Source organism: Georgenia halophila (genome assembly GCF_039541595.1).
On the sequence record NZ_BAABGN010000011.1, the window covers coordinates 105,585 to 126,318 of the forward strand.

The window sequence follows — 20,734 nt, forward strand, 5'->3', positions numbered from 1 at the left end:
GGGGTAGCCCGCTCGTTCAGTACCAGATTACATACGTGCCATATGGAAAGAAAGGGCCATTCACAGCAGACGCAGCAGGCCCCCGAGTTGCCTCAGCTCCACGGTGAGCTCGAGCCGTGCGTCCGGATCTCGCCGGAAGGCGGACGGCGCCCATCCTGTCAGGACCCGGAAGGAGCGCGAGAAGTGGAACTCGTTGGCGAATCCGAGTGCGTTCGCGATCTCGGCGACGCCCAGGTTCGTGCTGGAGAGCAGCTCGGCGGCGCGGTAGAGGCGAAGCGTTCGGATCGCCGAGACGGGGCCCATTCCGACGTGGCGCCCGTAGACACGGCACAGGTACTCACCGGTTACGCCCGCGGCGGCCGCGAGCTCGCTGAGCGAGAGTTGCGACGGACCCTCCGACTGCCATCGCGACCGCACCGCGCCGAGCGATCTGATGATCACGTCGGGTAGCTGACGGTCGGGTGACGGGTGGACGAGGCTCGTGTGACGAAGGCGCGGATCGCATAGGCGAGCGCGACGGTCGCGGATCGGTGCGAGCCATCGGGGTGCTGGGAGTCGAGCCAGAGCACGTGATCGAGCAGCGAGACCACGATGTCGTCCGGTCGCGCCGTCCTGAATCGCAGCCAGCCGGGATGTTCCTCCGGCATCGTGAAGATCGCGTAGCCGTAGCTGCTGCTCGACACGGCATGCCACTGGTAGAAGTTCCGGAGACCGGGAGGAGTCAGTTGGAGCGCGCCGGTACCGAACTCGAGCACCTGCTCACCCGAAGTGACCTGTGCCGAGCCGTCGATGCACAGATGAACTCCCAGTACGCCGTCGTGTACGGGCGGTAGATGGACCCCGCCGGCACCCTGGTCGACCCGGCCCAGGAGAAATCGAGCCGGGGCAGATCGGCGTCCACGCCTGTCATGTCGTGGTCGTCGCCAGCCACCGGCGGTCCGCGGCGAAGTCCTTCGGCATGCGCCAGTCGAGGACGCCCGTCGTCCTGCCCCCGTATTCGGCGGTCATGACGAATCGCCGTGCGCTCGTGTCTCCTGCGACGACGTGCATCTCGGCACCGTCCGGGAGCGAACTGGCGACCTGGACGCGTTCGTCGTATTGGTCGGACGAGAAGTACGGGGCGACTCGGCCGGGAGGCATGCCGTGGACGATGTGCCGTGCCACGTCGAGGGCCTGCTCCGTGGCGTTGGAGCGATGCTCGAGGCGGCCGGCGCCTTCAGCGCCGTAGCTCCACCGGGCGACGTCGCCGACGGCGTACACCCGGGGTGGCCCGGCCGGCCGAGTCGCAGAGTACGCCGTCCTCGACGTCGATACCGGACCCCGCGAGCCAGCCGACGTTGGGTGTCGACCCGACCGCCGCGACGACGAGGTCGGACGTGAGGCACGATCCGTCGTCGAGAACCACCTCGTGGCCGGCGGTGGGGCCGGTACGTCGTACTTCCCGCAACGCCGCACCGAGACGGAGGCGTACCCCGCGTTCCCGGTGAAGCTGCGCGACCATCGGCCCCGCCATCGACCCCAGCGGCCGCACCAACGGCGCCGTACGCCGATCCGCGAGCGTCACATCAGGCCGGTGGTTTCGAGCGGATGCCGCGATCTCGTAGCCAAGGAGGCCGCCACCGAGGACGACGGCGCTACGGGCCGTACGGATCGCGTCCGCGAGTCGGCGGGCGTCAGTGAGCGTCCGGAGCAGGTGGACGCCCTGATCGGCGGAGACGCCGTCGGGCAGCTTCGGCCGCACGCCGGTCGCCAGGATGAGCTCGGTACGTGACGAGCGACCCGTCGTCGATGTGGAGACGCCGAGTGGTGGTCTCGAGGCGGGTCGCGCTTCGCCCGAGTCGGAGATCGATGCCGAGGCTTGCGATTCCAGCGGATTCGCGAAGAGTCATGCGAGCTTCGTCGACCGTGCCGAGCGGGAACGCCTTGGAAAGCGGCGGGCGGTCGTAGGGCATGTGCGGCTCGTTGCCGATGAGCATGATCGGTCGCCTGTCACCTTCGCGGCGCAGAGCCTCGGCGACCGTCACCCCGGCGGCTCCGGCTCCGACGACGACAACGGGTGCATCCGACGACATCGCCGGTCACCGGCTGCTGACGCGGATGGCGGCCGCCGGGCACAGCAGCTAGGCACGGCGGACAGCCTCCAGCCGCTCCTCGGGCGGGTCGGCGTCCAGTAGGACGACCACACCATCGTCGTCCCGCTGGTCGAACACGTCGTCGGCTGTCATCACGCACTGGCCTCCAGCGACGCAGCGCGCCTCGTCGACCTCGATCCGGCTCATGCCGTGCTCCCTTCGTCGTCAGCTCCCCACGCAACCGGCAGCGCGTGGACGCCGTGCCCCGGATATGTGCCGGGATTGACCTCGAGCTCGTCGATCGGCACCGCCGGCCGTAGGTCGGGAAACCGCTCGACCAGTCTGGTGAAGGCGATTCGCAGCTCGAGTCGGGCGAGGTGTTGACCGAGGCACTGATGAACGCCGTCACCGAAGGTCAGGTGGCCGGTAGGGTCTCGTTCCGGGTCGAACTCGTCTGGGCGCTCGAAGACCTCAGGGTCGCGATTGGCGGCGGGGCTGCTCACCTGGACGCGTTCGCCCGCACGGACCAGGACGTCGCCGATGGTCACGTCCGCGGTAGCCGTGCGGGTGAAGGGCGCCAGCTGCAGGACCGTGATGTACCGAATGAGTTCTTCGATCATGTTCGGGAGTGCGTCGGGGCCGTGCGCGATCGCGTCCCAGTGGCGCCGGTCGCGCTGCAGGACCAGGGTGCCGAGAGTAATCATGTTCGACGTCGTGTGGTGCCCGGCGACGACCATGAATTGGCCGGCCCCCGCCACTTCTTCGTCGGTCATGCCGACGTCGTGCAGCAGGAAGCTCAGCACGCCCTCGTGGGGCGCTTCCCGGAGCGAGCTCACCTCTTCTGTCATCGCCGCAAGGAATTGCTGGTAGTCCGCGAGCAAGTCTTCCTCGAGCGGCGGATCCAGCTCCATGACGTCGAGGATCGAGTTCCATTCCGGACGCACATGAATGCCGAGCACATGACAGATCGTCCCGAGAGCGACCGGTAGGGAGAAGACGGACTGAAGGTCGAGGGGTTTCTGGGATCGTTCCATGGCGTCCAGGCGGTCGTCCACGATCTGCTCGATCGTCTCGGCGAGACGTGTGACGCGCTTGGGTGAGAACCGACCACCCAGGGCTCGACGAAAACAAGTGTGTTCCGGTGCGTCCATGTTCACGAACGTGCCGGCCTCGCCGGGCGAAGCGCCTCTTCCATGTACGGACGAAGCGATTCGTCGTCCGGCCCGCGTGACGGCGACCGCGCGATGAATCGCGGGCTCTCTTTCATCGAGAACCGGTCGTCACCCAGCACCTGCCGGGTGAGCTCGTGAGAAGTGACCAGCCATCCGTGGGGCCCGTCCGGGTAGACCAGTGGGCGAATCGGAGCTTCGCCGCGGTACTCGGCAAGCTCCTCGGGCGGATCGAAGAGCGTCCGCTTCGTCGGGTAGGGCACAGGTGGCACGTCGGTGGCGGCCATGGTGCGTTCCTCCTACGAGGGGTAGTACGCCGTTGTGGATGGGTTCCATCCTCCTGCCGCCGGTACGGGGTGACCATGGAAGTGGTTGGCCGACACCGACCAAAAATTGACCTCTGAGACGGTCGGTCCGAGTCCTCTTGGCTCGCGCGATGGTCGCTCTCACCCTCCGATTGGCCGTCACGATCGGAGCATCATGAGGACGTGGCCCACCAGTGCGTCGGCATACTCCGGCGTCAGGGGGTCGGTGCGGAGGAGCCAGCGCTGGGTGAACGGGGGCGGCTGGCGGAGATGTGGGGTGACGAGGCTGGCGCGGGCCCGCCGCGGCGGCCCGGGCAGGCGTCCGGCTGATTAGGGTGTCGGACGACGATGACGCTCGTGAGGGGCTGTGATGACGGTGGGGGAGGAGACGGCCAAGAAGGTCAAGTCCGCCGGGCGAGCGCTCGACCTCGTCGACCTCGTCGCCGAGCGGGGCAGCGTGACGTTCCAGGACGTCGTCGACTCCGGGATCCCGAAGTCGAGCGCACACGGCCTGCTCACGACCCTCGTCAGCTCCGGGTGGCTCGAGCACTCGGGTCAGAGCCGCCGCTACCGGCTCGGGCTGCACGCGTGGCAGGTCGGACACGCCTACGACGGCCACCGCATGCTGCTGGAGGCGTCCGAGGACGTCATGGACGACCTGTCGGCCCAGGTCGGCGAGACGGTCCAGCTGGCTCGGCTCGAGGGCATCGAGAACGTCTACATCGCGATCCGGCTGTCGCCCAAGCCGATGCGCATGGCGTCATCGGTCGGCATGCGGCTGCACGCGCACGCGACCGGCATCGGCAAGGCGCTGCTCGGCACCCTGGAGCCGACCGAGGCGAGGCGACGGCTCGAGGCGGTCGCACTTCCGCGGCTGACCCAGAACACCGTCACCGACGTCGACGACCTGATGCGGGTCATCGGTCGGACCCGTGAGCTCGGCTTCGCCGTGGACGACGAGGAGTTCATCGAGGGCTGCCGGTGCATCGCCGTGCCGGTGAGCACCGACGCCGAGACCGGCGTGTGCGCGGCCGTGAGCATCACCATGCCGACGTCGCGGACGGACGAGCGGTGGCCGCACTCGATGTACCCGATGCTGCGTGACGGAGCGGACCGGATCCGTCGGGCCATGGGTCTGCCGGGCTCGCTCTCGCCCTGACGGCGGCCTTGTGCGGGACGCGCACCGGCTGCCATACTCCCGCGATTTCATGGTCGAGAACGCCGGTTCACCTATGTGAACCGAGCCATTCGAAGGAGAATCGCGTGGCACGAACACACGCCGCAGCCCCTCACCGCACCGAGGACGTTCGATGAAGGCGCTCAAGCTCGCCGAGTTCGGACGCATGGAGGTCGTCGACCTGCCCGACCCCGAGCCCGGACCCGGCGAGGTCGTCATCCGCATCGTGGCGACCGGCGTGTGCGGTTCCGACCTGCACGGGTTCACCGGCGAGAACGGGCGCCGGGTGCCCGGGCAGGTCATGGGCCACGAGTCCGTCGGCACGGTCGCAGCGCTCGGCTCCGGCGTGGACGGGTTCGACGTCGGAGACCCCGTCACGTTCAACCCGGTCGTCGTCCCGGAGGCCGACGTCGAGGCCTACGCCGGCCGTGAGCAGCTGAGCCCCGACAAGCGCGTGATCGGCGTGACGCCCGACATCGTCGCCTCCTTCGCCCAGCTCATCGTGGTCCCCGCACGGAACGTCGTGGCGCTGCCGGCGTCGATGCCGATCGAGCTCGGTGCACTCGTCGAGCCGCTGGCGGTCGCCGTCCACGCGGTCCGCAACGCGGGGGTGCAGGCGTCCGACGCCGTGCTGGTCACCGGCGCCGGCCCGATCGGCCAGTCGGTGGTCCTCGCGCTCCAGATGCACGGGGTGAGCCGCGTCGCGGTCACCGAGGTCGTCCCGTCACGCCGCGCGCTGATCGAGGACCTGGGGGTGACCGCCGTCGACCCCACGAGCGACGACGCCGACGAGGAGGTCTCGAGGGCCCTCGGCGGGCCGGCCGACCGGGCGATCGACGCCGTCGGGATCGAGGCCACCCTCCGCTCGGCGCTGAAGGCCACGAAGATCGGGGGGACCGTCTGCCTCGTCGGGATGGGCGCGCCCACCCTCGCGCTGGACGCCTTCCTGATCAGCACCCAGGAGCGTGCCCTCGTCGGGTCCTTCACGTACTCGGCGCAGGACTTCGCCGACGCCGCCGCCTGGATCGGCTCCGCCCCGCCACAGGCCCGGGCGCTGATCTCGCGCCAGGTTCCCCTGGCACAGGGACCGCAGACCTTCGCCGACCTCGCCTCCGGCGACGACACCGCCGGCAAGGTGCTCGTCCGGCTCGACGAGGAGGAGTGACGATGGCCAGCTCATCCCGGAAGACCCCGACCATCGCGCAGGTGCGCGCCTCCACGGTGCGCGGCAAGGGGGCCGACTACCACGACCAGGCGGGCTACCACTGGATCGACGACCACATCGCGACGCCGATGTCCGTCTACCCCGAGTACCGCGAGTCCCGCCAGAGCTTCGGGCTCAACGTGCTCGGCACGCTGGTCGTCGAGATCGAGGCCGACGACGGCACGGTCGGCTTCGCCGTCACCACGGCCGGTGAGATCGGTGCCTGGATCGTGGAGAAGCACCTGGCGCGCTTCCTCGAGGGACGGCCGGTCACGGACCTCGAACGCATCTGGGACCAGATGTACCGGTCCACCCTCTTCTACGGTCGGCGCGGCGTGGTGCTCAACGCCATCAGCGCCGTCGACCTCGCGCTGTACGACCTCCTCGGCCGGCTCCGGGGCGAGCCGGTCTACGCCCTGCTCGGTGGACCGGTGCGCGACGAGCTGCAGTTCTACGCCACCGGCGCCCGGCCCGACGTCGCGAAGGAGCTCGGCTTCATCGGCGGCAAGATGCCGCTGCACCACGGCCCCGCGGAGGGCGAGGAGGGCCTGCGCAAGAACCTCGACGCGCTCGCCGACATGCGCGAGCGGGTCGGCGAGGACTTCTGGCTCATGTGGGACTGCTGGATGTCGCTGGACGTCGACTACGCCACCCGCCTCGCGCGCGGTGCCGCCGAGCACGGCCTCCGGTGGATCGAGGAGGCCCTCATCCCGGACGACTACTGGGGTTACGCACAGCTCAAGCGCCAGGTCCCGCCCGGCATGCTGGTCACCACCGGCGAGCACGAGGCGACGCGCTGGGGCTTCCGGCAGCTGCTGGAGACCGGCGTCGACATCATCCAGCCCGACGTCGGCTGGTGCGGCGGCATCACCGAACTGCTGAAGATCTCGGCGCTGGCGGACTCGCACGGAACGATGGTCGTCCCGCACGGGTCGTCGGTGTACTCGTACCACTTCGTCGTGACGCGCACGAACAGCCCGTTCGCGGAGTTCCTCATGATGCACGAGACCGCCGAGAAGGTCGTGCCGATGTTCGAGCCGCTGCTGCTCGGCGAGCCGGTGCCCGTCAACGGGCGCCTGCGCGTGCCGGAGACGCCCGGCTTCGGCGTCGAGCTCAACCCCGACGTCGAGCGGGAACGCCCCTTCACGCACTGACCGCGCAAACCGACGAGAAGTCACGGAGCGAGGTCGCTCTCGCGCGCAACCGCCGCGCCCGCGAACGGGCACGGCGCGCCCCATGACGGGTAAGACGAAAGGACACAGACAGTGATCGACCTGCTCTGGCTCGCCGCCAGCATCGTCGTGATCGTGGTGCTGATCATCAAGGTCAAGCTGCACCCGGCCATCTCGCTGATCATCGGCACGTTGCTGCTCGGGCTGCTCACCCAGATCCCGTTGCCCGAGCTCGCGAGCGGCGCTGCCGCCGGGTTCGGCGACCTCATGACCGGTATCGGCCTGTCCGTGGGCTTCGGCATCATCCTCGGTCAGCTGATGTCCGACTCGGGCGGCGCGCGCGTGATCGCACGCACGCTGGTGGGCGCGACGTCGGAACGGTTCGCCATGTACGGCCTGGCCGGCGCGGCGTTCCTGCTGTCCATCCCCGTCTTCTATGACGTCACGTTCGTCATCCTCATCCCGCTCGCCGTGGCCATCGCCAGGGAGTCCGGCAAGCCGCTGCCCCTCGCCGTCGGCGCGGTGGCCCTGGGTGCCGGGACGGCCCACACCATGGTCCCGCCGACCCCGAACCCGCTCGCGGCCGGCGAGATCATGGACTTCGACGTCGGCATCATGCTGATCGTGGGTGGCATCGGCGGCTTCGTCGCCGTCATCGCGGCGGTCGCCGCCTACTCGGCGATCATCGCGAAGGTCTGGCGGCCCGAGCGGGACGTCGACAGCGAACCGGCCTTCGTCGAGCATGGCGCGGAGGGCCGGCGCGCGCCGAGCTTCGTCGTGGCGCTGCTGCCGCTGATCGCACCGATCGCGCTCATCCTGCTCGGGACCGTGTGGAACGCGGTGGCCGGCGAACCGCCCAGCTGGGTCGCCTTCTTCAGCGACAAGACCATCGCGTTGCTGATCGGCGTGCTGGTGGCCTACCTCGTCGCCTCGCGCAGCATGAGTCGGTCGGACATGAACGACTCGGCCAACACCGCCGTGCAGAGCGCAGGAATCGTCCTGCTCATCACCGGCGCCGGCGGCGCGTTCGGAGCCATCATCGAGCGGGCCGGCATCGGCGACCTGATCGCGGAGTCCGTGTCGGCGCTCGGCGGGAACTACGCGTTGGCGCTCCTCGCCTGCTACGGGGTCGGCCTGGCGTTCCGCCTGGCGGTCGGCTCCGGCACCGTCGCCTCGATCACCACGATGACGATCATGGCCTCGGTCGCGCCGGCGATCGGCATCCATCCCGTGTGGGTGGCCATGGCCTGCCTGGCCGGCGCCCTCAGCCTGGGTCACATCAACGACAGCGGCTTCTGGGTCACCGCCAAGATCCCGGGCTTCTCCGTCTCCGGCGGCCTGAAGACGTACACGTTGCCGCAGTTCCTGGCATCCGTCGCCGCGCTGCTGTTCACGCTGGTGGGCGCGACGGTGCTGCCGATGGGTTAGCTGCGGCGTGGGCGGTCGAGCCCGGTGGTACGACGCCCGGGCGCCACGGGTGGGGTTCTCCAGTACGTTGGCCGTGGAGCATCCGGACGACGAAACGGACATTGATGAGTGAGCGCGGACTCGAGCTGGCACGCGAGAAGATGGCCTCCGCCGGGGTGGCCCAGGCCGCGATAGACACGTTCTCCCGCTTCTACGGCATTCTCGAGTCCGGCGCCTCCGGGCTGATCCGCGAGGGCGACGTCGAGCCGCTGCGCGACATCCCCCGCCACGCCGACCTGACGGTCTCCGAAGGCGAGGCCGCGGATGCCCTCGGCAAGACCGCGATCATCAAGCTCAACGGCGGCCTCGGCACGTCCATGGGCATGGACAGGGCCAAGTCGTTGCTGCCGGTGCGGACCAGCGACGGCGAGACCTACTCCTTCCTCGACGTCGTCGTCGGGCAGGTCCGCGCGGCACGCGCCGCCACGGGGGCACGCCTGCCGCTGGTCCTGATGAACTCCTTCCGTACCCGGGACGACACGTTGGCCGCGCTCGCGTCCTACGGTGATCTGGCCGTCGACGGGCTCCCGCTCGACTTTCTGCAGAACCGCGAGCCGAAGCTGCTCGCCGACACCCTCGAACCGGTCGAGTGGCCGGCCGATCCGGAGCTCGAGTGGTGCCCGCCCGGCCACGGCGACCTCTATCCGGCTCTCCACGCCTCGGGTGTGGTCAAGGACCTGCTCGCGGCGGGCTTCCGGTTCGCCAGCGTCTCCAACTCGGACAACCTCGGCGCCGCCCCGGACGCCGAGATCGCCGCCTGGTTCGCCGCCTCCGGCGCACCGTATGCCGCCGAGATGTGTCTCAAGACCCCGGCGGACGTCAAGGGCGGACAGCTCGTGGTGCGTCAGGACGACGGCCGGATCATCCAGCGCGAGACCGCCCAGACGCACCCGGACGACATGGAGGTCTCCCTGGACCCCACGCGCCACCGCTACTTCCACACCAACAACCTGTGGTTCGACCTCCAGGCACTCGACGCCGAGCTCGAGCGTACGGGCGGCGTGCTCGAGCTGCCCCTCATCCGGAACGAGAAGAACGTCGACCCCACCGACCCGTCCTCGCCGAAGGTGGTCCAGATCGAGTCCGCGATGGGCGCCGCGGTCGCCGTCTTCGACGGCGCGCAGGTCATCGAGGTGGGACGCGAACGCTTCCTGCCCGTCAAGACGACCAACGATCTGCTGGTGCTCCGCTCGGACGTGTACGACCTCACCGACAGCTTTCGCCTGCACGCGACCGTGCCGGCGCCCCTCGTGTCGCTGTCGAAGATCTACAAGACGGTCGGCGCCTTCGACGCCCGGTTCCCGGCCGGTGCGCCGTCTCTCGCGGACGCGACGTCGCTGACGGTCGACGGGGACTGGACCTTCGGCGCCGGAGTCACGGTCCACGGGGACGCGGCGCTCGCCGACGAGAGCCAGGCCCGGGTCGTGCCCGACGGCGCCACCCTGACCGCCGAGGGGGTCCGGTAGGGGCGTACCGGCGGCAGGGCGATGTGCTTGCCACCCGGCGGGGTGCGCCACGTACAGTGGCCGACGTCGTCACGACGTCTTCGTGAGACGGACCGGAACGAGGAGCGAGCGGATGCCAGGCATCACCGCGGTTTGTGAGGTGGCCATGAGGGCCTGCCCAGCGAGCGCGCGTGACCGCGTCACGCCTCTCTGACCTCGTACCTGCTCGGCCGTCAGGCCTCGCGCAGCACCGCGTCGGAGAAGCGGACGCACCGCCGTCCGTCCACGCCGCCGTGACCGCCTCTGGTGACCCGTGCGCCGTCGTGCCCTTGACGCGCCGCGCCGAACGGCGGCTTCCTCCCGACCGGAAGCCGAGACCCCACATGAACCCCCTGACCGAGAACCAGATCCGCGCGTCGTTCGTCAACGCCAGCCGCCGCGAGGCCGGCCAGGCCGTCCTCCCCGCCCTCGACGCGCTCGACTGGGACCGCCTCGAGTACCTCGGATGGCGCGACCGCAAAGCACCGCTCGCGGCGTACGTCGTCGTCGAGGTCGACGGCGAGCCCGTCGGCGTCCGGCTGCGTTCCGCGGACGCCAAGACGAACCGCCGTCGACCGAATGCGGTGTGCGCGTGGTGCGAGGACATCGTGGCCACCGACGACGTCAGCTTCTACGTCGCCCGCCGCTGCGGGGCCGCCGGACGCCGTGGCGACAGCGTCGGCACCCTCATCTGCACCGACTTCGTCTGCTCGCACAACGTGCGGCGGCGCCCCACGACGGCCGAAGCCGGCACCGATGTCGACGCCGTCCGGGAGGAGTTCGTCGAGCGGCGCGTCACCGGCCTGCGGGAGCGGTCAGCGCGCTTCGTCGAGGAGATCCTGCGCACGCGATGACGGCTCCCGCTCGAGCAGCGCCCGGAGCTCGGCGGCAACCCGCTCGGGTGCCTGCTCGGCCATGAAGTGCCCGGCGTCGAGGGTCCGGTGCACGAGGTCCGAGGCCCAGCGACTCCACAGCTCGGGGGCGTCGTAGCCGAGCGCGGCGCCCCAGTCCTGCTGGATGACCAGCGTCGGCATGGCGAGTCGGTTGCCGCGCTCGCGGTCCTCGCGGTCGTGCCGGACGTCGATGCCCGCGGAGGCACGGTAGTCCGCGACGATCGAGGGGACCGCCGCTCGGGCCGCACGCAGGTACTCGGCGCGGTGCTCCGGCGGGATGGCGGTCTCGTCGGCTCCCCAGGCGTCGAGGAAAGAGGCGAAGAACTCGTCCGCCACGCCGGCGATCATCCGCTCCGGAAGCCCGGCGGGCTGAGCCATGAGGTACAGGTGCCACGCCACCTTGGCGTCAGCGCCGTGCAGGACGTCCCACATGTCCAGCGTGGGCAGCACGTCGAGTGCGGCGAGGTGGGTGACCGTCTCCGGGTGGTCGAGCCCGGCACGGACGGCGACGAGTGCACCGCGGTCGTGGCCGGCGAGCGCGAACCTGTCGAACCCGAGCTCGTGCGCCAGTCCCACGACGTCGGCGGCCATCGTCCGCTTCGAGTACGTGTGCTCGTCCCGCTCGGCGGGCTTGTCGCTCTCCCCGTAGCCACGCAGGTCGGGACAGATGACCGTGTGCCCACCGGCGAGGTCGGTGGCGACGTGCCGCCACATCAGATGCGTCTGCGGGAACCCGTGCAGCAGCACGATCGGCGGGCCCTGGCCGCCGACGGCGGCGTGCAGGCTCACGCCGTCGCGCACGGTGACGCGGTGGGTTCGGAAGGCGGGGATGGTCAGGTTCATGATGGTCCTTTCGTCGGAGCTCGCAGTCTCGACGGCACGGATCAGCAATCGATCAGCAGATCGTCCGCGCGGTTACGGTGAGCGGGTGCGTGCCACCACCGACCCGGGTTTGCGCGTCCGTGTCCTCGGTTCGGTCGGCGTCGCCGCCGCGAACGGCGAGCCACTCGCCCTGAAGGGCCCCCGGCACCGGGAGCTGCTCGGGCGCCTCGTGGTCGCTGACGGGTTCGCCGTGCCGGTCGAGGTGCTGGTCGCCGACCTTTGGGGGGAGCAACCGCCGCGCCGCGCCGTCGGTAGCATCCGCACCTTCGTCTCGGACCTGCGCTCAGCCCTGGAGCCTTTGCGTCCGCCACGGACCAGGCCCGGGATCCTGGTGTCGGCAGGTGCGGGTTATGCGTTGCGGCTGCCCGTCGACGCCGTGGACGCGTGGCGGGCGGAACGGCTCGTGGCCGAGGCCGCGACGGCGACGGCGGATCGCGCCGCCCGGCTGCTCGGCACGGTCCTGGAGGGGTGGGGTGGCACGGCTTACGCGGACGTCGGCGACCGTCCGTGGGTGCAGGCCGAACGCGCACGCCTCGACGAGCTCCGCTCGAGCGCGGTGGAGCACCGCGCCACCGCGTTGCTCGAGACGGGGCGCCCCGCCGAGGCGGTTCGCCTCCTCGACACCCACGTCGCCGGTCACCCCTGGCGTGAGGAGGCCCGACGGCTGCTGGCGCTGGCCCTGTACCGCTCAGGCCGGCAGGCGGAGGCGCTGGACACGGTGCGCCGCGCCCGCACCCGTCTCCGGGACGACCTCGGCCTCGACCCCTCCGCCGGCCTCGCCACCCTCGAGCGGGACATCCTCGACCGGGCACCCCGCCTCGACCAGCCCGACGACGTCTTCCGACGTACCGCCGCCACCTCAGAACGCGTCGTCGGGATCGGTTCACGGGCACGCCTCGAGTCGACGGCGACACTCCTGAGGAGCCTCGCGCTTTCCGGAGGCGGCGGTCTGGAGGCCGCCCGCGAGCACCTGGCCGAGGCGCTGAGGGCCGCCGAGCAGATCGGTGACGCCGAGACGACGGCGCGCCTGCTCGGCGGCTTCGAGGTACCGAGCATCTGGCCGCGGTCCGACGACCCGCACCGGTCCGGCGAGATCGCGGCGGCCGCAAGGCGGGCCCTGCGCACGCTCGGGACGGATGCGCCGGCCAGCCTGCGCGCGCGGTTGCTGGCCGTCATCGCGATCGAGACGCGTGGTCTGCGCGGCAGCGCCGGGATCTCGGCCGCCCGCGAGGCGGTGGGTATCGCCGACGACCTCGGCGATCCCGCTCTGCGGTGCTTCGCGCTCGGCGCGCTCGTGGTCCAGAGCTGCGACCGGCCGGGACGCGCGGCCGAGCGGGACGCGCTCGGCAACGACATCGTCACGCTCGCGCGCCGGCACGACCTGCCGACCTACGAGATCCAGGGCCTGCTGGTCCGGATGCAGGCGGCCGGAGCCCTCGCGAACCCCGCGGGCGCCGCGAGGCTCGCCGATGCCGTTGACGTGCTCGCCGGCAAGCACGAACGTCCCCTCGTGCACGTGTTCACCGCGTGGAACCGGGCGATGCGCCGGGCCGAGCAGGGCCACGACGACGCCGAGACGCAGTATCGCCGGGCGGCGGACCTCCTCGACGGTTCCGGGATGCACGGCGTCAGCGAGGGACTGCTGCCGCTCGCCCTCCTCGCGCTGCGGATCCGTCGTGGCCAGCCGCTGGACGTCGACCTCGAGCTGGACGACGGCGACCGGTCGGCAGCTGCGGGCGCCCCCGACGGCACCGGCTTCGGCCCGTACGAGCCCTGGGTGCGCCCGCTCCTGCTGTCACGAGCCGGCCGTGCGGAGGAGGCGCGCGACGCGCTGGGCCGACTGACGGCCCCGCCTCCCGGACTGCTGCTGGAGGCGCTGTGGTGCCTCGTCGCCCAGGCCGCCACTGAGGTCTCGGACGAAACCACGCTCGTACGGGCCCGCACGGCTCTGGAGCCCGCCCGTCACGAGATCGCCGGAGCCGGCAGCGGAATGGTCAGTCTCGGACCGGTGGAGCGCTGGGTGTGACGGCGCGGCGGACCTGGTCGGACTAGAGGCCGGCCAGCCCTTCGTTCTCGATCGTGCGGCGCACCGCCGCGACACGTTCCCCGCCCCACTCGATCGTCGGGTCGGGCTCCAGCAGGCTGAACGTGATGGCGGCGACCCCGATCGCCGGCTCGGACCAGTCGTGCGCCTCGGTCGATCCGAACGGCCGGCCGGTGATGCGCCGGTCCGTCACCTCCGGGCTCGACGGCGACATGACGCTCTGACCGCGCGTCATGGCGCTCACCAGGCTCGCGAGCACCTCGAATGTCGCACCGGTATCGGGCCGTAACCGGTACCCGAGCAGTTCCGCCAACCGCTGGTACGTCCCGGCCACCCGGGCGATGATCTGGCGCTCAGCATCGGCGAGGGCCCGCCGAACCTCGTCGCGCAGGCCCCCCTCGGGCAGGCTGAGGAACGTCGCGTGCAGGGCCATGTAGGTTCGCCAGCGGATCGATCCGTGCAGCGCTGCGAAGTCGGCGAGGGCTGTCTGCCGGAACAGCTCCACGCACAGGTCATGCCGGCCCTGCGGGGTCGAAAGCCCGTCGAGATGTTCGATGGCGACACGCTGGGCAACCGCCAGAGCCTCGGAGTCCGCGGCGCTCACCGGCGGTGGAGCGCCTGCTAGCTCTTTCAGCAGATCGCTGAAGAAGAGGTCCTTGTGCGGCCATCTGCGGTAGACCGCGCTGCGGGCCACACCGGCATCCCGGATGACGTCCTCGAGGCTGATGTGCTCGAGGCTCACCGTCAGCCCGGTGCGGTTCACCATCGTCTTGGCCGCCTCGAGCATGTGCCTCTCGGTCTCCCGGTCCGAAAGACGGCGCCGTCGTCGCCCAAGTCCCGTCGGTGCCGGAACCTCGTCGTTCACTCTGGCCCCGCTCCTTACCCGGCCGCAGCCGGATCCGCTAGCATTGAGACATGATGTCTCAAGTCTCAAACTCCATCTGTGAAGTCTCTGTCTCGGCGCCGACGGTACATCGGCGGGGAGGAGGCGCCGCATGAGTGTCACGACGAACCTCAGGCGATGGATGTACCGCGGTGGTCGGCCGAACCGCTTGACACAGGCGATGAACCGCCTGGACGCGGCCACCTTCGCCGCCGGGCGGCTGGCCAAGGACAACTGGGTGAGACTGGAGGTGCTCGGCCGCCGGACGGGCCGGCGCATCACGCTCCCGCTCGTGGTCGCCGACCACGACGGCGCGCGGTACCTGGTCTCGATGCTCGGCGAGGACGTGAACTGGGTGCGCAACGTCCGCGCGGCCGGAGGTCGAGCGGTGCTCCGGCACGGCACGGTCGAGGCGGTCCGCCTGGACGACGTCGCTCCTGCTGAACGCGCACCGATCCTGCGCCGCTATCTCGCTCTGGCGCCGGGTGCACGCTCGCACATGCCGGTGGACCGTCGCGCGCCGCTGGCGGAGTTCGAGCGGATTGCCGCGGGCTACCCCGTCTTCCGGATCAGCACGGATGCCGACGCCGGCCCCGAAACCTGACCCAGTCAGCGACGCTGACGCCTGCCTCTGACGCCGACGGCACGCTCGGTCGGGGACGAGGTGGGGCTGTCAGCCGGCGCGGTGACGTCCCTGCTCCCCGACGTCGGTCCGGTGCTCATGACCCTCGGCGGGCGTACGACAGTCGAGGTCGGTGCACTCCTCGAGGCCGTCGGCATGGCGGATCCACGTGCCGTGGCAGTGCAGGAGGTGCGCGTCGCGGCACCGGTCCTGGATGTTCGCGCGTGTCTCGCTGCCGCGTTCGGTCACGAGGCCTTCCGGTTCTTCGTTCGCACCGCGGAGATTGCTTCCACCAGCTGGTCCTTGTTCATCTTGGACCGACCGGTGATCTCGTGCTCGGTGGCCAGGTCGTACAGCTCGTCCTTCGACATGTCCGAGAGGCCGTCGCTGCCGCCGTCCTGGGGCTCGGTGGCCGCCAGGCCACTGGCCTGACCCCTGTTCCCGGGCTCGTGCTTGGAACGGGAGGCCTCGACCGATCGGCGCAGCGCGTCCATGAGGTCCACGACCTCGCCGCCCTCCTCGGCGGGCTCTGCCGGGGTGACGACCTCCTTCCCGCCTGCCTTCGCCTCGACCAGGTCCAGCACCTTCTCCCGGTAGGTGTCCTCGTAGTTGCTCGGGTCCCACTCGGTCGTCATGGACTCGATGAGGGAGACGGCCATGTCCGTGTCCTTCTTCGCCGGCTTCTCGTCGACGGGAAGGTTGTCCAGCTCCTGCCGGGAATTGCGGACCTCGTCGGCGAAGAACATCGTCTCGAGAACTAGAGTGCCGTCCTCGGGCCGCACGGCGGCAAGGTACTGCTTCGAGCGCATCACGAAGTTTGCGACGGCGATCCGGTCCGCCTTCTCCATCGCCGTGGTCAGCAGGGCGTAGGCGCGTTTGGAAGCGTCGTTCTCCGGGGCCAGGTAATAGCTCTTCTGGTAATAGAGCGGGTCGATCTCCGTCGCGTCGACGAAGTCGGTGATCTCGATCGTGCGTGTACGGCCGGGAGCGATTTCGTCCAGCTCCTCGGGGTCGAGAATCACGTAGTCACCGGAATCGAGCTCGTAGCCCTTGACGATGTCCTCGTACTCGACCTCCTTCCCGGTGTCCTCGTTCACCCGCCGGTAACGGATCCGGGACGACGTCCCTCGCTCGAACTGCCGGAAGTGGATGGTCTTGTCCTGCGTCGCCGCGTACAGGCCCACGGGGACGTTGACCAGGCCGAAGGCCAACGCCCCGGTCCAGATGGCTCGTGCCATCACGTACCTCCAGTGGTCGGACGGCGCGGCCCGCGCCGTCGGGCGACGCTAGCCGCGCCGCCCGACGAGGACCGCTCGGGCGTCCCGAGGCTCACACGTCCGCGCGGGTGCTCCGCTCCGGCGTCGAACGGTCCGGCCACAGCGCGATAGCGAGACCGGCGAGGGCGCTGACGACGTGGAGCCAGTTGTCGGCCATGTTGATGTTGAGGATGTTCGCGTCGGGGTTGTCCACGACGATGAAACCGTAGATCGCGGCCGCGCCGTAACCGACGGCGAGAAGCCACCCGTAGACGCGCGCGCGGCTTCGCGTGGTCCACAGGATCACGCCGAGCAGCCCGATGAGGATGTGCACGATGTTGTGCAGCGGGTTGATCGCGAACCCGAGCAGGGTCTGCGAGTGGTCGTGCTCGGTGAAGTTGCTGAAACCCGTGATGAAAAACCCAATGATTCCCACGAGCAGATAGACCACGCCGATAACGAGCGCGAGCCACTGGTACGGGGCCTTGGTCCGGGAGGTCGTCGCTGGTTGCGCCATTGTTGCTCCAAAGGGCGTGAGTCGAAGTGGTCCTCGAATTCTCCCCGCTTGTTGTCGCCCGCGCACGCCGAAAGATCGTGTGCCCTTCCCGGCACGCTCGGCGGCGTCGTCAGGCGTGCGTGGGATGCTCGTGGTCGGCGTGCGTCTCGGGCTCGATCTGGAACGTCGAGTGCTCGACGGCGACGTCGAAGTGCGAAGCCACGCACTTCTGCAGCTGGTCGAGGATGCGGGCGGCGTGGCCGTCGGTGAAGCACTCCTCGTCGACGACGACGTGCGCGCTGAGCACCGGCAGCCCGGTGGCGACGAGGGAGGCATGCACGTCGTGCACCTCACGCACGTGCTCGACCTCGAGCAGGTGGGCGCGGACGTCCTCCAGATCGAGGCCGGGCGGCGCGAACTCGAGCAGCACGGAGCTTGTCTCACGGAGCAGCTTGGCCGCCCGGGGAACGATGAGGGCCCCGATGAGCAGGGCGGCGATGGCGTCGGCACGTTGCCAGCCGGTGGTTGCGATGACCACTGCGGCGATGATGACGCCCAGGGAACCGAGGGTGTCGTTGAGCACCTCGAGGAACGCTGCCCGCAGGTTGAAGCTCGCCGATCGCTTGGAGGCCAGCACGAGCAGGGCGGCGATGTTGCCGGCCAGGCCGATGGCGCCGAAGACCAGCAGCTCGGTGGACGGGACCTCGGGCGGGTCGACCAGACGCTGGACCGCCTCGACGAGGATGTACACGCCGACGGCGAGGAGCACGGCCGCCTGCAGGAGCGCGGCGAGGACCTCGCCGCGGCGGTAGCCCCACGTGCGCCCGGGGGAGGCGGGGCGCATCGACAGGTGCGCCGCGAACAGGGCAAGGGCAAGTCCGGCACTGTCGGTGAGCAGGTGCGCGGTGTCGACCAGCAGGGCCAGGCTGCCGGTGATCAGCGCGCCGGCCGCCTGGGCGAGCAGCACCGCCGTCGTGATCCCGAAGGCGACGGCGAGGCGCCCGCGGTGCGTGGCGGGGAGCCGATCGTCGTGGTCGTGTGCCATCAGTGCGCGCTCCGGACGGCGTCGACGTCAGGGCTTGTCACTATCCTCCTCGTCCGCGTGCTCGTGGTCCTCCTCGCCGCCGACCAGCTGTGCGAGCGGGGTTCCGCAGGAGTCCCCGTTCCACGCCTCGACGCCCTCGCGGATGGCGAAGGCGGCGATCGCGACGGCCGCCAGCGGGTCGGCCCACCACCAGCCCAGCGTGCTGTTGAGGACCAGCCCGACGAGCAGGACGGCGGACAGCCATGCGCACATGAGCGTCTGCCTCGAGTCGGCGACGGCGGAGGCGGAGCCGAGCTCACGGCCGGTCCGGCGTTCGAACCAGGACAGTCCGGGCATGACGCCGAGGCTGACGGCGGCGAGCACGATGCCGACGGTCGAGTGCTCGGGAGCGGATCCGGTCAGCACGGTCCGCACGGCGTCGACCGTGACGAAGGCGGCCAGGGCGAAGAACGCGATGGCGATGGCCCGCATCGCTGGTTTCTCGCGGGTCTCGGGGTCTGGGGCGGCGAACTGCCAGGCGACCGCGGCGGCCGAGAGCACCTCGACCACCGAGTCGAGACCGAACCCGATCAGTGCCGTGGATGAGGCGGCGCGTCCGGCCGCGATCGCCACGACCGCCTCGACGAGGTTGTAGCTGATGGTCGCGGCCACGACCCATCGGATGCGGCGTTCGAGGACCGCGCGGCGCGCCGGCCGCAGGTATCCGGCGCCGGTCGGCCGATCACTCATGCGCACCGGCAGTCCGGGCCGCAGCAGTCGGGGTCGACCGCGAGGACGAGCTGGAGCATGTCACCGAGTGCGTGGGCGAGGTGCGGGTCGGCGAGCCGGTACCAGGTCCGCCGCCCGTCGGGGATGGCCTCGACCAGGCCGCAGCCGCGCAGGCAGGCGAGCTGGTTCGACATCACCTGCCGGGAGACCCCGAGGGCGTCGGCAAGGTCCGAGGGGTAGGCCGGCGCCTCGCGCAGCGACAGCAGGACTCGGGCGCGCGTCCCGTCCGACAGGGCGTAGCCCAGCCGGGCGAGGGCGGCGGTGTGTGTCAGTGTCACGGTCTCCACACCAGCGACCGTACAGCAGGGCCTGTATTCAGAAAACCGTGTACTGGGCGTGGGGATGGTCACGGCGGCGTGCGGGCGGGCAGGCCGCCTGGTGGCCGAGGTCACCGGTGCAGATGCCCACCCTTGGTCACCTTGTCGACGGCGTTGCGCTCGCCCGCGATGCCGATGCCCACGAGGTCGAGCGCGTCCGAGCCGACGGCGGCCACGACGGCCCGGTTGTCGGCGTCGTTGGAGGTGCTGAACATCTCCGCGGTGTACACGCTGATCGGCATCCCTCTCCCGACGGCGCGGCCACGCATGGTGGCCAGCTGCTCGTCGGACGCGACGAGGACGAGAACAGGATGGCCGAGGACGGGCAGGTAGCGCACGTCGTCCGCGTCGGCGTAGGGCTCGCCGACCAGCTCGGGATGGGCGGCCGTCACTCCGCTGATGAGGAACGACGCCACGTTGATCTCCTGCCAGGCGAGGAGGTCGTCGCGCAGGACGACGGCGATCTTGGGTCTGTCGAAGTGCATACCTCCACGGTCCCTCCCGCCGTGTGCCACCGTCTTGTACGTTCTTGGCATGGGCTCGCCGGACCGCATCGCCGCCTGGCGCCCGCGGCTGGAGGGTGTGGCCGAGGTCTTCCACGCCCAGTGGCACGACCACGCCTATCCCGCCCACACCCACGACACGTGGACGTTGCTGATCGTCGACGACGGGCTCATCGGCTATGGGCTCGACCGCCACGAGCATGCCGCGCCGCGCGGGGCGGTGACGTTGTTGCCGCCGCACGTCGTCCATGACGGCCGGTCGGTGACGTCGGCCGGGTTCCGCAAGCGGGTGCTCTACCTGGAGGAGACCGTCATCCCCGAGCGGCTGATCGGCCGCGCCGTCGACGCCCCACTCATTGCCGATGGGTACCTGCGCGACCAGGTCTCGCGGCTCGACGGCGCGCTCGTCGTCGACGAGCACGTGGAGGCAGAGGCCCGGCTCGTGCTGGTGCTCGAGAGGCTGACGTGGCACCTCGCGGGAAGGCCGGAAACGCCGGCTCCGACGCCGCGCCCCGGCGTCGCGCGCACCGCCCGAGAGCTCTTCGACGCCGACCCGACCCGGTCGCGGCTGGCCGACGCCGCGGCACAGACCGGCGTGACGCCGGCGCACCTCGTCCGGGCCTTCACGGCCGAGTTCGGCATCGCGCCGCACCGCTACCTGCTCGGCCGGCGGCTCGACCTGGCGCGCAAGCACCTGCTTGGCGGGCAGCCGCCGGCCGACGTCGCGACCGCCACCGGCTTCTACGACCAGGCCCATCTGACCCGCCACTTCAAGCGGCTGCTGAGCACGACGCCGGGAAAGTACCGGCGCAGCGGCGAGACGACGCCGGCATCCCCGCCCGACGGCGAAGCCCAGCAGTGAAGCTCACCCGCACACCCTGGACGAGCGAGGGCTACTCCAAACACTCGAGGGCCACTGGTGCAACAGTGGCCCTCGGTGTGCGGAGTAGCCCTCGCAGGTGCCGCAGGAGTGGG

Annotated in this window: 26 protein-coding genes; 9 read left to right on the top strand and 17 right to left on the bottom strand. The window is 70.4% G+C overall.

Annotated elements, in window-relative coordinates; translation table 11 throughout:
• Positions 1-60: 60 nt before the first annotated feature.
• The 8 genes from ABD907_RS12070 to ABD907_RS12100 all read right to left on the bottom strand — a co-directional run bounded on the left by ABD907_RS12070 (position 61) and on the right by ABD907_RS12100 (position 3,528).
• Positions 61-441, bottom strand: coding sequence for a helix-turn-helix transcriptional regulator (locus ABD907_RS12070; RefSeq protein ID WP_345216503.1), 381 nt, complete (start codon positions 439-441; stop codon positions 61-63).
• Positions 438-755 (bottom strand): hypothetical protein, encoded by a 318-nt coding sequence (locus ABD907_RS12075; protein ID WP_345216504.1) that lies wholly within the window; start codon positions 753-755, stop codon positions 438-440. The genes ABD907_RS12070 and ABD907_RS12075 overlap by 4 nt, the downstream gene beginning before the upstream one ends.
• Positions 756-906: 151 nt before the next feature.
• Positions 907-1,140: an oxidoreductase C-terminal domain-containing protein gene (locus ABD907_RS12080; protein WP_345216505.1), complete on the bottom strand. Its 234-nt coding sequence runs from the start codon at positions 1,138-1,140 to the stop codon at positions 907-909.
• Positions 1,141-1,216: 76 nt separating this feature from the next.
• Complete coding sequence (locus ABD907_RS12085) at positions 1,217-1,756, bottom strand: FAD-dependent oxidoreductase (RefSeq protein ID WP_425555766.1); 540 nt, start codon at positions 1,754-1,756, stop codon at positions 1,217-1,219.
• A complete protein-coding gene (locus ABD907_RS21110; protein ID WP_425555760.1) occupies positions 1,674-2,072 on the bottom strand; it encodes an FAD-dependent oxidoreductase in 399 nt (132 codons plus the stop codon). Before ABD907_RS21110 ends, ABD907_RS12085 begins: the two co-directional genes overlap by 83 nt.
• Before the next feature lie 48 nt (positions 2,073-2,120).
• Positions 2,121-2,279, bottom strand: coding sequence for a ferredoxin (locus tag ABD907_RS12090; protein ID WP_345216506.1), 159 nt, complete (start codon positions 2,277-2,279; stop codon positions 2,121-2,123).
• Positions 2,276-3,223, bottom strand: coding sequence for a cytochrome P450 (locus tag ABD907_RS12095; protein WP_345216507.1), 948 nt, complete (start codon positions 3,221-3,223; stop codon positions 2,276-2,278). Before ABD907_RS12095 ends, ABD907_RS12090 begins: the two co-directional genes overlap by 4 nt.
• Positions 3,224-3,225: 2 nt before the next feature.
• Positions 3,226-3,528, bottom strand: coding sequence for a hypothetical protein (locus ABD907_RS12100; protein WP_345216508.1), 303 nt, complete (start codon positions 3,526-3,528; stop codon positions 3,226-3,228).
• Between the two features lie 388 nt (positions 3,529-3,916).
• Between ABD907_RS12100 and ABD907_RS12105 the strand changes: the two genes are divergently transcribed.
• From ABD907_RS12105 to ABD907_RS12130, 6 genes are all read left to right on the top strand, one after another.
• Complete coding sequence (locus ABD907_RS12105) at positions 3,917-4,705, top strand: IclR family transcriptional regulator (protein WP_345216509.1); 789 nt, start codon at positions 3,917-3,919, stop codon at positions 4,703-4,705.
• A 151-nt stretch (positions 4,706-4,856) separates the two neighbouring features.
• Positions 4,857-5,888 carry a zinc-dependent alcohol dehydrogenase gene (locus ABD907_RS12110; protein ID WP_345216510.1) on the top strand — a complete coding sequence of 344 codons (1,032 nt, stop codon included), beginning with the start codon at positions 4,857-4,859 and terminating at the stop codon, positions 5,886-5,888.
• Between the two features lie 2 nt (positions 5,889-5,890).
• Entirely contained in the window at positions 5,891-7,081 is a 1,191-nt protein-coding gene (gene rhmD / locus ABD907_RS12115; protein ID WP_345216511.1) for an L-rhamnonate dehydratase, read from the top strand.
• 111 nt (positions 7,082-7,192) lie between these two features.
• A complete protein-coding gene (locus tag ABD907_RS12120; RefSeq protein ID WP_345216512.1) occupies positions 7,193-8,527 on the top strand; it encodes a GntP family permease in 1,335 nt (444 codons plus the stop codon).
• A gap of 104 nt (positions 8,528-8,631) precedes the next feature.
• Positions 8,632-10,032, top strand: coding sequence for a UTP--glucose-1-phosphate uridylyltransferase (locus ABD907_RS12125; protein WP_345216513.1), 1,401 nt, complete (start codon positions 8,632-8,634; stop codon positions 10,030-10,032).
• 362 nt (positions 10,033-10,394) lie between these two features.
• Positions 10,395-10,904, top strand: coding sequence for an FBP domain-containing protein (locus ABD907_RS12130; protein WP_345216514.1), 510 nt, complete (start codon positions 10,395-10,397; stop codon positions 10,902-10,904).
• Here ABD907_RS12130 and ABD907_RS12135 read toward each other — a convergent pair.
• The gene (locus tag ABD907_RS12135; protein ID WP_345216515.1) at positions 10,866-11,786 is read right to left on the bottom strand and encodes an alpha/beta fold hydrolase; all 921 of its coding nucleotides are present in this window, start codon (positions 11,784-11,786) and stop codon (positions 10,866-10,868) included. The two genes, ABD907_RS12130 and ABD907_RS12135, sit on opposite strands and share 39 nt — an antisense overlap.
• Positions 11,787-11,871: 85 nt before the next feature.
• On the opposite strand from ABD907_RS12135, the gene ABD907_RS12140 reads away from it, so the two are divergent.
• Positions 11,872-13,851 (top strand): AfsR/SARP family transcriptional regulator, encoded by a 1,980-nt coding sequence (locus ABD907_RS12140; protein WP_345216516.1) that lies wholly within the window; start codon positions 11,872-11,874, stop codon positions 13,849-13,851.
• Positions 13,852-13,873: 22 nt separating this feature from the next.
• On the opposite strand, the gene ABD907_RS12145 is transcribed toward ABD907_RS12140, so the two are convergent.
• Positions 13,874-14,656 carry a hypothetical protein gene (locus tag ABD907_RS12145; protein WP_345216517.1) on the bottom strand — a complete coding sequence of 261 codons (783 nt, stop codon included), beginning with the start codon at positions 14,654-14,656 and terminating at the stop codon, positions 13,874-13,876.
• A 208-nt stretch (positions 14,657-14,864) separates the two neighbouring features.
• On the opposite strand from ABD907_RS12145, the gene ABD907_RS12150 reads away from it, so the two are divergent.
• Positions 14,865-15,356, top strand: coding sequence for a nitroreductase/quinone reductase family protein (locus ABD907_RS12150; protein WP_345216518.1), 492 nt, complete (start codon positions 14,865-14,867; stop codon positions 15,354-15,356).
• A 69-nt stretch (positions 15,357-15,425) separates the two neighbouring features.
• On the opposite strand, the gene ABD907_RS12155 is transcribed toward ABD907_RS12150, so the two are convergent.
• The 7 genes from ABD907_RS12155 to ABD907_RS12185 form a co-directional block, all read right to left on the bottom strand.
• Positions 15,426-15,623, bottom strand: a complete 198-nt coding sequence (locus ABD907_RS12155) for a hypothetical protein (protein ID WP_345216519.1) — start codon at positions 15,621-15,623, stop codon at positions 15,426-15,428.
• Complete coding sequence (gene ku / locus ABD907_RS12160; protein WP_345216520.1) at positions 15,620-16,612, bottom strand: non-homologous end joining protein Ku; 993 nt, start codon at positions 16,610-16,612, stop codon at positions 15,620-15,622. Before ku ends, ABD907_RS12155 begins: the two co-directional genes overlap by 4 nt.
• Before the next feature lie 91 nt (positions 16,613-16,703).
• Positions 16,704-17,147, bottom strand: a complete 444-nt coding sequence (locus ABD907_RS12165) for a DUF4383 domain-containing protein (RefSeq protein ID WP_345216521.1) — start codon at positions 17,145-17,147, stop codon at positions 16,704-16,706.
• Positions 17,148-17,256: 109 nt separating this feature from the next.
• Positions 17,257-18,171: a cation diffusion facilitator family transporter gene (locus ABD907_RS12170; protein WP_345216522.1), complete on the bottom strand. Its 915-nt coding sequence runs from the start codon at positions 18,169-18,171 to the stop codon at positions 17,257-17,259.
• Positions 18,172-18,198: 27 nt separating this feature from the next.
• Entirely contained in the window at positions 18,199-18,900 is a 702-nt protein-coding gene (locus ABD907_RS12175) for a cation efflux transmembrane domain-containing protein (protein ID WP_345216523.1), read from the bottom strand.
• On the bottom strand, positions 18,897-19,226 hold the full coding sequence (locus ABD907_RS12180) for an ArsR/SmtB family transcription factor (RefSeq protein ID WP_345216524.1): 330 nt from the start codon (positions 19,224-19,226) through the stop codon (positions 18,897-18,899). Before ABD907_RS12180 ends, ABD907_RS12175 begins: the two co-directional genes overlap by 4 nt.
• A gap of 101 nt (positions 19,227-19,327) precedes the next feature.
• Positions 19,328-19,741, bottom strand: a complete 414-nt coding sequence (locus ABD907_RS12185) for a DUF2000 family protein (RefSeq protein ID WP_345216525.1) — start codon at positions 19,739-19,741, stop codon at positions 19,328-19,330.
• Positions 19,742-19,790: 49 nt separating this feature from the next.
• Here ABD907_RS12185 and ABD907_RS12190 point away from each other — a divergent pair, with 49 nt between their 5' ends.
• Positions 19,791-20,621: a helix-turn-helix transcriptional regulator gene (locus ABD907_RS12190; protein WP_345216526.1), complete on the top strand. Its 831-nt coding sequence runs from the start codon at positions 19,791-19,793 to the stop codon at positions 20,619-20,621.
• Positions 20,622-20,734 lie beyond the last annotated feature (113 nt).

Bases quoted from the DNA above. Each gene is read 5' to 3' on its own strand.
- ABD907_RS12170 (WP_345216522.1), bottom strand. From the start codon at position 18,171: ATGGCACACGACCACGACGATCGGCTCCCCGCCACGCACCGCGGGCGC.
- ABD907_RS12130 (WP_345216514.1), top strand. From the start codon at position 10,395: ATGAACCCCCTGACCGAGAACCAGATCCGCGCGTCGTTCGTCAACGCC.
- ABD907_RS12165 (WP_345216521.1), bottom strand. From the start codon at position 17,147: ATGGCGCAACCAGCGACGACCTCCCGGACCAAGGCCCCGTACCAGTGG.
- ABD907_RS12175 (WP_345216523.1), bottom strand. From the start codon at position 18,900: ATGAGTGATCGGCCGACCGGCGCCGGATACCTGCGGCCGGCGCGCCGC.
- ABD907_RS21110 (WP_425555760.1), bottom strand. From the start codon at position 2,072: ATGTCGTCGGATGCACCCGTTGTCGTCGTCGGAGCCGGAGCCGCCGGG.
- ABD907_RS12090 (WP_345216506.1), bottom strand. From the start codon at position 2,279: ATGAGCCGGATCGAGGTCGACGAGGCGCGCTGCGTCGCTGGAGGCCAG.
- ABD907_RS12095 (WP_345216507.1), bottom strand. From the start codon at position 3,223: ATGGACGCACCGGAACACACTTGTTTTCGTCGAGCCCTGGGTGGTCGG.
- rhmD (WP_345216511.1), top strand. From the start codon at position 5,891: ATGGCCAGCTCATCCCGGAAGACCCCGACCATCGCGCAGGTGCGCGCC.
- ABD907_RS12190 (WP_345216526.1), top strand. From the start codon at position 19,791: ATGGGCTCGCCGGACCGCATCGCCGCCTGGCGCCCGCGGCTGGAGGGT.
- ku (WP_345216520.1), bottom strand. From the start codon at position 16,612: ATGGCACGAGCCATCTGGACCGGGGCGTTGGCCTTCGGCCTGGTCAAC.
- ABD907_RS12145 (WP_345216517.1), bottom strand. From the start codon at position 14,656: ATGCTCGAGGCGGCCAAGACGATGGTGAACCGCACCGGGCTGACGGTG.
- ABD907_RS12105 (WP_345216509.1), top strand. From the start codon at position 3,917: ATGACGGTGGGGGAGGAGACGGCCAAGAAGGTCAAGTCCGCCGGGCGA.
- ABD907_RS12125 (WP_345216513.1), top strand. From the start codon at position 8,632: ATGAGTGAGCGCGGACTCGAGCTGGCACGCGAGAAGATGGCCTCCGCC.
- ABD907_RS12080 (WP_345216505.1), bottom strand. From the start codon at position 1,140: ATGCCTCCCGGCCGAGTCGCCCCGTACTTCTCGTCCGACCAATACGAC.
- ABD907_RS12135 (WP_345216515.1), bottom strand. From the start codon at position 11,786: ATGAACCTGACCATCCCCGCCTTCCGAACCCACCGCGTCACCGTGCGC.
- ABD907_RS12150 (WP_345216518.1), top strand. From the start codon at position 14,865: ATGAGTGTCACGACGAACCTCAGGCGATGGATGTACCGCGGTGGTCGG.
- ABD907_RS12110 (WP_345216510.1), top strand. From the start codon at position 4,857: ATGAAGGCGCTCAAGCTCGCCGAGTTCGGACGCATGGAGGTCGTCGAC.
- ABD907_RS12185 (WP_345216525.1), bottom strand. From the start codon at position 19,741: ATGCACTTCGACAGACCCAAGATCGCCGTCGTCCTGCGCGACGACCTC.
- ABD907_RS12100 (WP_345216508.1), bottom strand. From the start codon at position 3,528: ATGGCCGCCACCGACGTGCCACCTGTGCCCTACCCGACGAAGCGGACG.